The sequence below is a fragment of the Bacillus sp. VA13 genome (assembly GCF_055710085.1).
Genome location: NZ_JBVQPP010000001.1, coordinates 1,569,814 through 1,580,157, shown reverse-complemented (window position 1 = coordinate 1,580,157; position 10,344 = coordinate 1,569,814). Strand labels below are relative to the sequence as shown.

Annotated in this window: 5 protein-coding genes, 21 tRNA genes and 1 rRNA gene; all 27 read left to right on the top strand. The window is 45.2% G+C overall.

Features of this window, described 5'->3' with window-relative positions; genetic code table 11:
- The first annotated feature begins 58 nt into the window (after positions 1-58).
- The 27 genes from rrf to glgP all read left to right on the top strand — a co-directional run bounded on the left by rrf (position 59) and on the right by glgP (position 10,325).
- A 5S ribosomal RNA gene (gene rrf / locus AC0C66_RS08240) occupies positions 59-174 on the top strand.
- A 22-nt stretch (positions 175-196) separates the two neighbouring features.
- A tRNA-Val gene (locus AC0C66_RS08235) sits at positions 197-272 on the top strand.
- 32 nt (positions 273-304) lie between these two features.
- Positions 305-380: transfer RNA gene (locus AC0C66_RS08230), tRNA-Thr, on the top strand.
- A 37-nt stretch (positions 381-417) separates the two neighbouring features.
- Positions 418-493, top strand: a tRNA-Lys gene (locus tag AC0C66_RS08225).
- 10 nt (positions 494-503) lie between these two features.
- A tRNA-Leu gene (locus AC0C66_RS08220) sits at positions 504-590 on the top strand.
- A 5-nt stretch (positions 591-595) separates the two neighbouring features.
- Positions 596-670: transfer RNA gene (locus AC0C66_RS08215), tRNA-Gly, on the top strand.
- Positions 671-684: 14 nt separating this feature from the next.
- Positions 685-770: transfer RNA gene (locus AC0C66_RS08210), tRNA-Leu, on the top strand.
- 9 nt (positions 771-779) lie between these two features.
- Positions 780-856 (top strand) — tRNA-Arg (locus tag AC0C66_RS08205).
- 15 nt (positions 857-871) lie between these two features.
- Positions 872-948, top strand: a tRNA-Pro gene (locus AC0C66_RS08200).
- Positions 949-953: 5 nt separating this feature from the next.
- Positions 954-1,026, top strand: a tRNA-Ala gene (locus AC0C66_RS08195).
- Between the two features lie 20 nt (positions 1,027-1,046).
- Positions 1,047-1,123, top strand: a tRNA-Met gene (locus AC0C66_RS08190).
- Positions 1,124-1,125: 2 nt separating this feature from the next.
- Positions 1,126-1,202: transfer RNA gene (locus tag AC0C66_RS08185), tRNA-Ile, on the top strand.
- Positions 1,203-1,208: 6 nt separating this feature from the next.
- A tRNA-Ser gene (locus tag AC0C66_RS08180) sits at positions 1,209-1,301 on the top strand.
- Between the two features lie 17 nt (positions 1,302-1,318).
- Positions 1,319-1,395, top strand: a tRNA-Met gene (locus AC0C66_RS08175).
- 69 nt (positions 1,396-1,464) lie between these two features.
- Positions 1,465-1,541 (top strand) — tRNA-Asp (locus tag AC0C66_RS08170).
- 12 nt (positions 1,542-1,553) lie between these two features.
- Positions 1,554-1,629 (top strand) — tRNA-Phe (locus AC0C66_RS08165).
- A gap of 19 nt (positions 1,630-1,648) precedes the next feature.
- A tRNA-His gene (locus AC0C66_RS08160) sits at positions 1,649-1,724 on the top strand.
- 9 nt (positions 1,725-1,733) lie between these two features.
- Positions 1,734-1,807, top strand: a tRNA-Gly gene (locus tag AC0C66_RS08155).
- A 15-nt stretch (positions 1,808-1,822) separates the two neighbouring features.
- Positions 1,823-1,899: transfer RNA gene (locus AC0C66_RS08150), tRNA-Ile, on the top strand.
- A 12-nt stretch (positions 1,900-1,911) separates the two neighbouring features.
- Positions 1,912-1,986: transfer RNA gene (locus tag AC0C66_RS08145), tRNA-Asn, on the top strand.
- Positions 1,987-1,989: 3 nt separating this feature from the next.
- Positions 1,990-2,080 (top strand) — tRNA-Ser (locus AC0C66_RS08140).
- Positions 2,081-2,110: 30 nt separating this feature from the next.
- Positions 2,111-2,182: transfer RNA gene (locus AC0C66_RS08135), tRNA-Glu, on the top strand.
- Positions 2,183-2,414: 232 nt separating this feature from the next.
- Positions 2,415-4,298 carry a 1,4-alpha-glucan branching enzyme gene (glgB, locus tag AC0C66_RS08130; RefSeq protein ID WP_461845670.1) on the top strand — a complete coding sequence of 628 codons (1,884 nt, stop codon included), beginning with the start codon at positions 2,415-2,417 and terminating at the stop codon, positions 4,296-4,298.
- Complete coding sequence (locus AC0C66_RS08125; protein WP_072181950.1) at positions 4,295-5,437, top strand: glucose-1-phosphate adenylyltransferase; 1,143 nt, start codon at positions 4,295-4,297, stop codon at positions 5,435-5,437. The genes glgB and AC0C66_RS08125 overlap by 4 nt, the downstream gene beginning before the upstream one ends.
- 22 nt (positions 5,438-5,459) lie before the next feature.
- Complete coding sequence (glgD, locus tag AC0C66_RS08120) at positions 5,460-6,491, top strand: glucose-1-phosphate adenylyltransferase subunit GlgD (RefSeq protein WP_072181951.1); 1,032 nt, start codon at positions 5,460-5,462, stop codon at positions 6,489-6,491.
- Positions 6,488-7,942: a glycogen synthase GlgA gene (glgA, locus tag AC0C66_RS08115; protein ID WP_327816316.1), complete on the top strand. Its 1,455-nt coding sequence runs from the start codon at positions 6,488-6,490 to the stop codon at positions 7,940-7,942. The genes glgD and glgA overlap by 4 nt, the downstream gene beginning before the upstream one ends.
- Positions 7,929-10,325: a glycogen phosphorylase GlgP gene (glgP, locus tag AC0C66_RS08110; protein ID WP_327816317.1), complete on the top strand. Its 2,397-nt coding sequence runs from the start codon at positions 7,929-7,931 to the stop codon at positions 10,323-10,325. Before glgA ends, glgP begins: the two co-directional genes overlap by 14 nt.
- The last annotated feature ends 19 nt before the right edge of the window (positions 10,326-10,344 follow it).

Here is a 10,344-nt window from a genome sequence, read left to right as displayed (position 1 = left end):
CCACATTTTGAATGATGTCACACCTGTTATCTAGTTTTGAGAGAACACTCTCAATTTGTTTGGTGGCGATAGCGAAGAGGTCACACCCGTTCCCATACCGAACACGGAAGTTAAGCTCTTCAGCGCCGATGGTAGTCGGGGGTTTCCCCCTGTGAGAGTAGGACGCCGCCAAGCAATTGCACATTAGTGCAATTATGGAGGATTAGCTCAGCTGGGAGAGCATCTGCCTTACAAGCAGAGGGTCGGCGGTTCGAGCCCGTCATCCTCCACCATTCTTCATTATACATATCGGTTTTACATATATGCCGGTGTAGCTCAATTGGTAGAGCAACTGATTTGTAATCAGTAGGTTGGGGGTTCAAGTCCTCTTGCCGGCACCACTTTTATATGATATAATATTCAAGTCTCTTGTAAGAAGAGCCATTAGCTCAGTTGGTAGAGCATCTGACTTTTAATCAGAGGGTCGAAGGTTCGAGTCCTTCATGGCTCACCATTTATATGTTGCGGATGTGGCGGAATTGGCAGACGCGCTAGAATCAGGCTCTAGTGTCTTTACAGACGTGGGGGTTCAAGTCCCTTCATCCGCACCATTTCTGCGGAAGTAGTTCAGTGGTAGAACACCACCTTGCCAAGGTGGGGGTCGCGGGTTCGAATCCCGTCTTCCGCTCCAACTATACCATCCACGCCGGGGTGGTGGAATTGGCAGACACACAGGACTTAAAATCCTGCGGTAGGTGACTACCGTGCCGGTTCAAGTCCGGCCCTCGGCATTAAGTTTTGCGCCCGTAGCTCAATTGGATAGAGCGTTTGACTACGGATCAAAAGGTTAGGGGTTCGACTCCTCTCGGGCGCGCCATGATCTACATGAAATCGGGAAGTAGCTCAGCTTGGTAGAGCACATGGTTTGGGACCATGGGGTCGCAGGTTCGAATCCTGTCTTCCCGACCATTCTTGGGGCCTTAGCTCAGCTGGGAGAGCGCCTGCTTTGCACGCAGGAGGTCAGCGGTTCGATCCCGCTAGGCTCCACTTGGTTTCAATAAATATTTGGCGGTGTAGCTCAGCTGGCTAGAGCGTACGGTTCATACCCGTGAGGTCGGGGGTTCGATCCCCTCCGCCGCTACCAATGGACCTTTAGCTCAGTTGGTTAGAGCAGACGGCTCATAACCGTCCGGTCGTAGGTTCGAGTCCTACAAGGTCCACCACTATACGGAGGAATACCCAAGTCTGGCTGAAGGGATCGGTCTTGAAAACCGACAGGGGTGTCAAAGCCCGCGGGGGTTCGAATCCCTCTTCCTCCGCCATATATATTCTTAATCATCGCGGGGTGGAGCAGTTCGGTAGCTCGTCGGGCTCATAACCCGAAGGTCGCAGGTTCAAATCCTGCCCCCGCAACCAAATTATATGAATGAAATAAGGGGTACCTAAAGGGTACAACCTAAAAAATTCACATGTAAATATCAAAATGGTCCGGTAGTTCAGTTGGTTAGAATGCCTGCCTGTCACGCAGGAGGTCGCGGGTTCGAGTCCCGTCCGGACCGCCATTTAAATAATAAGGCTCGGTAGCTCAGTTGGTAGAGCAACGGACTGAAAATCCGTGTGTCGGCGGTTCGATTCCGTCCCGAGCCACCATTTATCAATATATATTTTGGCGGTTGTGGCGAAGTGGTTAACGCACCAGATTGTGGCTCTGGCATTCGTGGGTTCGATTCCCATCAATCGCCCCAAATAAAATTGCGGGTGTAGTTTAGTGGTAAAACCTCAGCCTTCCAAGCTGATGTCGTGGGTTCGATTCCCATCACCCGCTCCATTTCTATATTGTCATGGGCCTGTAGCTCAGCTGGTTAGAGCGCACGCCTGATAAGCGTGAGGTCGATGGTTCGAGTCCATTCAGGCCCACCATGACCTTTATATTCCACAGTAGCTCAGTGGTAGAGCTATCGGCTGTTAACCGATCGGTCGCAGGTTCGAATCCTGCCTGTGGAGCCAAATGGAGAAGTACTCAAGTGGCTGAAGAGGCGCCCCTGCTAAGGGTGTAGGTCGTGTAAGCGGCGCGAGGGTTCAAATCCCTCCTTCTCCGCCATATGATTACACATATAAATTCTCAATCATCGGCCCGTTGGTCAAGCGGTTAAGACACCGCCCTTTCACGGCGGTAACACGGGTTCGAATCCCGTACGGGTCATTCAGAAACCTTGCATATCCTGCAAGGTTTTTTTATTTTTTATAAATCCTGACATGCCTTAGAATCATTCTATATTCTATAAACAGGCAACAAAAATCTCCATATATTTCGTTTTTCTTCGGAAAATGAAGTTAATTGTCAATAAGTATAAGCGCTTTCATGAAAGGGCTTTTTTTTATTTCTTCGAATAAATACTATAAATGAAAACTATGATGTCAGAAAGGATGATTACATGGCCGCTGCCAGCCCTACAGCACATGATGTTTATCTTTTTCACGAAGGCAGTCTGTTTAAAAGCTATCAGCTGTTTGGCTCGCATTATCGCGAGCTGAATGGCCAAAGAGGATATGAATTCTGTGTGTGGGCACCTCATGCGTCAGAAGTACGAGTGGCTGGGGACTTTAACAGCTGGTCAGGAGAACAGCATGTGATGCACAGAGCGAACGATGGTGGCATTTGGACGTTGTTTATTCCAAATTTAGGAGAAAAGGAAAGATATAAGTATGAAATCGTGACGAAAAGCGGCGAGATCAGGCTGAAGGCAGATCCATATGCTATTTATTCAGAAATCAGGCCCAATACAGCGTCACTTACTTACGATTTTGCAGGATATAACTGGAAAGATCAAAAATGGCAAAAGAAACAGAAGGCTAATACGCTGTATGAGAAACCTGTTTTTATTTATGAACTTCATCTCGGTTCCTGGAAGAAACATTCTGATGGCAGGCATTACTCTTATAAAGAATTAAGCCAGTCGCTTATTCCTTATATCAAAGAGCATGGGTTTACCCATATCGAACTGCTTCCGGTGTATGAGCACCCTTATGATCGTTCCTGGGGATATCAAGGAACGGGTTATTACAGCCCGACAAGCAGGTTTGGCACGCCGCATGATTTGATGAAGTTTGTGGATGAATGCCATCAAGAAAACATCGGAGTCATTCTGGATTGGGTCCCCGGACATTTTTGTAAAGATGCACATGGTCTTTATATGTTTGATGGAGAGCCACTTTATGAATATCAAGAAGAACGTGATCGGGAGAACTGGCTATGGGGCACGGCAAACTTTGACCTGGGAAAACCGGAAGTTCATAGTTTTTTAATTTCTAATGCGTTGTACTGGGCGGAACTCTATCATATAGATGGATTTAGGGTTGATGCAGTGGCTAATCTCCTGTATTGGCCAAATCAGGATGAACGCCATACGAATCCACATGCTGTTGAATTTTTAAAAAAACTCAATCAAACCATGAGAGAGGCATATCCTCATGTCATGATGATTGCGGAAGACTCTACGGAATGGCCTCAAGTGACAGGTGCTGTTGAGGAAGGAGGGCTTGGTTTTCATTTTAAATGGAATATGGGCTGGATGAATGACGTACTGAAATACATGGAGACGCCGCCAGAAGAAAGGCGGTATTGTCATCAGCTTATTTCGTTTTCATTACTGTATGCGTTTAGTGAACATTTTGTATTGCCGTTTTCTCATGATGAAGTCGTATACGGAAAAAAATCCCTTCTTAATAAAATGCCTGGCGACTATTGGCAGAAATTTGCCCAGTATCGGCTTTTGCTCGGCTATATGACGGCTCATCCCGGAAAGAAATTGATTTTTATGGGATCAGAATTTGCCCAATTTGATGAATGGAAAGATACAGAACAGCTTGATTGGTTTTTGGACTCCTTCCCCATGCATCAGAAAGCCAGCGTTTTTACGCAAGATCTTCTCCGCTTTTATCAAAAAAGCAAAATCCTTTATGAACATGACCATCGTGCACAATCGTTTGAATGGATTGATGTCCATAATGACGAACAATCAATCTTTTCTTTTATTCGTTATGGCAAAAGGCACGGTGAGGCGCTTGTCATCATTTGTAATTTTACACCCGCGGTCTATCATCAATATGATGTTGGGGTTCCTTTTCTTACTCAATACATTGAAGTGCTGAACAGCGACAGTGAAGCATATGGAGGCTCAGGACAAATCAACAAAAAGCCGTTAGCGGCCAAAAAGGGAGCTCTTCATCATAAACCATGTTATATCACGATGACCATCCCCCCTTACGGCATTTCGATTTTACGGGCGGTTAAAAAAAGAGGAGAGATAAAAAGATGAAAAAACAATGTGTAGCCATGCTCCTTGCCGGCGGGAAGGGCAGCCGTCTCAGCGGATTGACAAAAAATATGGCCAAACCGGCTGTATCTTTCGGGGGAAAATACAGGATTATTGATTTTACCCTCAGCAACTGTTCCAATTCAGGCATAGACACAGTCGGGATTTTAACACAATATCAGCCGCTTGAGCTGAATTCCTATATTGGAATCGGCAGTGCATGGGACCTTGACAGATATAATGGCGGCGTGACGGTATTACCCCCTTATGCCGAGTCATCAGAAGTCAAATGGTATAAAGGGACGGCAAGCGCCATTTATGAAAATCTTAATTATTTGAATCAGTATGATCCTGAGTATGTGCTGATATTATCAGGAGATCACATATACAAAATGGACTACGGTAAAATGCTTGATTTTCATATTGAAAAGAAAGCGGATGTAACGATCTCTGTCATCGAGGTGGGCTGGGAGGAAGCAAGCCGGTTCGGCATCATGAAGACCGATGCAGATGGGACGATTACACATTTTGATGAAAAACCCAAATTCCCTAAGAGCAATCTTGCCTCAATGGGAATTTATATATTCAATTGGCCGCTTTTGAAACAGTATCTTGAGATGGACGACCGGAATCCTTATTCAAGCCACGACTTTGGCAAAGACATTATTCCTCTGCTTTTGGAGGAGAAAAAGAAGCTTTCCGCTTATCCGTTCAAAGGATATTGGAAGGATGTCGGTACTGTTCAGAGCTTGTGGGAAGCCAATATGGATCTGTTAAAAGAGGACTCGGAGCTGAAGCTATTTGAACGGAAGTGGAAAATTTACTCCGTCAATCCGAATCAGCCTCCGCAATTTATTTCATCTGATGCGCAGGTTCAAGATTCGCTTGTGAACGAAGGTTGTGTTGTATATGGAAATGTGTCTCACTCCGTTCTTTTTCAAGGCGTGACTGTCGGTAAGCATGCGACTGTTAAATCATCCGTCATAATGCCGGATGTGACGATTGGGGAGCATGTAGTAATTGAAAATGCCATCGTTCCTAAGGGTCTGGTGCTGCCGGATGGCGCAGTGATTCGATCCGAAAAAGACATTCAGGAGGCGTTGCTCGTTTCAGAGGAATTTGTAGAAAAAGAATTGATCTAATACTGAAGAGGGGGCTGAGTCAGTGTTCAATAATCAAATGTTAGGTGTTATAGATGAAACCACATATAAGCATTCTCTTCAGGATTTAACGGCACAGCGGTCGCTGGGAGCAATCCCTTTCGCCGGCAGGTACCGTCTGATCGATTTTATGCTTTCCAACATGGTGAATGCGGATATTAGGAGTGTCGCGATTTTTCCGAAGTATCGCTATCGTTCGCTTATGGATCATCTTGGAGCAGGTAAGGAATGGGATTTGCATCGAAAAAAGGATGGCCTCTTTTTTTTCCCGTCGCCCCACCTTCACCAAGAATACGATGAGTTCGGTTCTTTTCGGCAGTTTTCCGACCATCTTGATTATTTTCACAGAAGCACACAGCAGTATGCTGTCATTTCCAACAGCCATACTGTATGCAACATTCAATTTCAATATGTGCTGAAACGCCATCAGGAGGTTGGCTGCGACGTCACCGAGGTATTTCAGGATGGCCAGTCGCTGCAAATCTATATCATGTCTACAACGCTCTTAAAGGATCTGATCTACGGACATAGTGAAAAAGGCTATAAAACCATTCAGGAGGCTGTTGAAAAAGATTCCTCCTCCTTGACCATTTGCCCTTATGAATATTCAGGTTATGCCGCTGTCATTGATTCGGTGGAAAAGTATTTTACCCACAGTATGGAGCTCATTCAGCCTCGTTTTTGGCAGCAGGTGTTTTTGCCGCAGCAGCCGATTTATACAAAAGTGAAGGATGAGCCGCCGACGAAATACGGAAAACACAGCACTGTTAAAAATTCCTTAGTCGCAAACGGATGTGTGCTTGAAGGAGAGGTTGAAAACTGCATTTTGTTCAGGGCAGTTCATGTCGGAAAGGGGACGAAGCTGAAAAACTGCATTATTATGCAAAAAACGCAGATTGGCGAGAATTGCCAGATTGAGCAGGTCATTTCTGATAAGGACGTTAAAATCGGCAATGCGACTGAGGCTGCGGGAACAGCTGAGCAGCCGCTTGTATTAAGAAAAGGTTTGGTACAAGGAGAGCTGATGAATTCTTGAAGGTATTATTTGCTGTATCTGAATGTACCCCGTTTGTTAAATCAGGAGGTCTTGCTGATGTAGCTGGTGCTCTGCCAAAGGCACTTGCGCGATTAGGTAATGAAGTAGCTGTAATGCTTCCGAAGTACAGCCAAATATCTGAGCGATGGAAAAAGCGCATGGAAAAAACGGCTGAGTGTACGGTAGCCGTCGGCTGGCGTCAGCAATATTGCGGAATTGAACATATTGCTGAAGATGATGTGAATTATTATTTCATCGACAATAAATATTATTTTAACAGGGATTCGTTGTACGGGCATTATGATGACGGTGAACGGTTTGCCTTTTTTTCAAGAGCTGTGCTGGAGGCCGCCGAAGCTGTGAATATTCAAGCCGATATTGTTCATACTCACGACTGGCATACAGCGATGGTCAATTATTTGCTGAAAGAGGAATACAGAAAACATCCTTTTTATAAGCAGATGAGAAGCGTGCTCACAATCCACAATCTACAGTTTCAAGGCATATTTCCGCCTGATGTCACACATGACTTGCTAGGGCTTGAGATGGATCATTTTCATTATGAAAGGTTAGAATGCAACGGATTTGTTAATTTTATGAAGGCAGGCATCATTGCGGCTGATCATGTGACAACTGTGAGCCCCACTTACAGAAATGAAATATTGACGCCTTATTATGGTGAACAGCTTGAGCAGGTTTTGCAATATAGGGAAAATGATGTAACCGGCATATTAAATGGCATTGATGATACTTTCTATCAGCCGAAATGCGATCCCTATATAGAGGCGCATTACGATTCGGAGCATCTTGCATGCAAGGAAGTAAATAAAACGAAGCTTCAGCGGCGGATGGGGCTTCCAGAGCGAAATGATATTCCGCTGATCAGTATGGTGACAAGGCTCACTAAACAAAAGGGACTTGATCTTGTCCGCAGAATTATGCACGAACTTCTTGAAGAGCAAGACATACAGCTAATTGTGCTGGGTACAGGGGAACGTGAATTTGAAGATTATTTCCGGTATGCAGAATTTGCTTTTCATGAGAAGTGCCGAGCGTATATTGGGTTTGATGAGCCGCTTGCCCATCAAATTTATGCGGGCTCCGATATGTTTTTGATGCCGTCGAAATTTGAGCCGTGCGGCTTGGGTCAGCTTATTGCTCTCCAATATGGCGCCATTCCGATTGTCAGGGAGACGGGCGGTCTTTACGACACTGTCCGTTCCTATCAGGAGGAAGAGGGAACGGGCAATGGCTTTACGTTTTCCGCTTTCAATGCGCATGATCTGAAATTTACGATCGAGAGGGCGCTGTCGTTTTATCGCCAAAAGGATGTATGGAAGAGCATCATGAAGACCGCAATGAATGCAGATTACAGCTGGGAGCAGTCAGCAAAAGAGTATCAGCACATTTTCGAGCATGTGACAAGGAGTGGACGGGATGTTCTCGAGTAAAGAACGCTTTGCAGCCTTATTTTTAAAGCGTCTGGAAATGACGTGCGGAAAAAGCTTCAAAGACTCTGCCAAGCTGGATCAATATAAAACGTTGGGCAATATGGTCAGAGAATATATCAGCGCTGATTGGATCCAGACGAATGAAAAAAGCAGGTCCAATTCCGGGAAGCAGACATATTATTTGTCAATCGAATTTCTGCTCGGTCAGCTCCTTGAACAAAATTTAATGAATCTTGGCGTTCGTGATGTTGTAGAAGCAGGCTTAAAGGAAATCGGCATCAATTTAGAGGAGATCCTTCAAATGGAAAGCGATGCAGGTCTCGGCAACGGCGGGCTTGGGCGCTTGGCAGCTTGCTTTTTAGATTCTCTGGCTTCATTGAATTTGCCGGGGCACGGGATGGGCATTCGTTATAAGCATGGCTTGTTTGAGCAAAAAATTGTAGACGGGCATCAGGTGGAGCTGCCTGAGCAATGGCTGAAAAACGGGAATGTATGGGAAGTAAGAAATGCCGATCAGGCAGTTGACGTGCCGTTTTGGGGCGAGGTGCATATGACAGAAAAGAACGGACGTCTGCATTTTCGCCACGAGCAAGCTACAATTGTTACAGCCGTTCCTTATGACATCCCAATCATCGGCTATGAAACGGGTACCGTCAATACGTTAAGGCTTTGGAACGCTGAGCCTTATGCGCATTATCATGGCGGCAATATTTTGTCTTATAAGCGGGAAACCGAAGCAGTTTCTGAATTTTTATATCCTGATGACACTCATGACGAGGGGAAAATTTTACGGCTGAAGCAGCAGTATTTTTTAGTATGCGCAAGCTTAAAAAGCATTGTGAACAATTACCGAAAAACAAATAAATCTTTATCCGGCTTGCATAAAAAAGTAAGCATTCATATTAATGATACCCATCCTGCACTGGCAGTGCCTGAGCTGATGCGGGTTTTGCTCGATGAAGAGAACATGAGCTGGGAAGAGGCCTGGCATATTACCGTACATACGATTTCTTATACAAATCATACGACATTGTCAGAAGCGCTTGAGAAATGGCCGATTCATTTGTTTAAGCCGCTGCTCCCGCGAATGTACATGATTATTGAAGAGATCAATGAAAGGTTTTGCCGGGCGGTGTGGGAAAAGTATCCCGGAGACTGGAAAAGGATAGAGGACATGGCGATTACGGCGCATGGTGTTGTCAAAATGGCTCATCTGGCTATAGTGGGCAGCTACAGTGTAAACGGCGTTGCCAAAATTCATTCCGAAATTTTAAAGGAAAGGGAGATGCGCGATTTTCATTTGCTGTTTCCGAATCGTTTTAACAATAAGACGAATGGAATTGCCCACAGGCGCTGGCTGCTGAAAGCGAATCCCGGCTTGTCTGCTATCATCACGGAGGCGATCGGCAATGAATGGGTGAAACAGCCGGAATCACTGATTCGCTTAGAACCATACGCCTCTGATCCTGCTTTTATCGAACAGTTTCAAAACAACAAAAGCAGGAAAAAACAAGAGCTCGCTGATTTGATTTTTTGCACGGCCGGGGTAGTTGTGAACCCTGACAGCATATTTGATGTTCAGGTGAAACGGCTTCATGCATACAAACGGCAGCTGCTGAATGTTCTTCATATTATGTATTTGTATAATCGGCTCAAAGAGGACTCGGGCTTTTCTATCTACCCGCAAACCTTTATTTTTGGGGCAAAGGCTTCACCAAGTTATTATTATGCCAAGAAAATCATTAAGCTGATCCATTCTGTCGCGGAAAAGGTCAACTATGATCCGGCAGTCAAACAACTGATCAAGATTGTTTTTTTGGAAAATTACAGAGTTTCTATGGCTGAGCGGATTTTTCCAGCGTCAGATGTAAGTGAACAAATTTCAACCGCAAGCAAGGAAGCGTCTGGTACAGGAAATATGAAGTTCATGATGAACGGCGCTTTGACGATTGGCACACATGACGGCGCAAATATTGAGATACTTGAGCGGGTGGGGCCTGATTGTATTTACACATTCGGTTTAAAGGCGGATGAAGTTCTATCGTATCAGGAAAACGGCGGCTATAGATCGAGGGAATATTATCAGCATGACCGCAGAATCAGACAGGTAGCGGATCAGCTGATCAACGGTTTTTTTGAAGGGGAAGCAGATGAATTTGAATCGATCTATGACTCGCTGCTTCCGCATAATGATGAGTATTTTGTGCTGAAGGATTTCAGCTCATATGCAGATGCGCAGGAGCGTATTCAAGCTGATTATCTCGATCGGCGGAAATGGTCTGAGCGTTCGATTGTGAATATTGCCCATTCTGGATATTTCTCAAGCGACCGCACGATCCGGGAATATGCGAAAAACATTTGGGGAATCCAGCCGATGATGTGAAAAGCCGCTGTATAAGCGG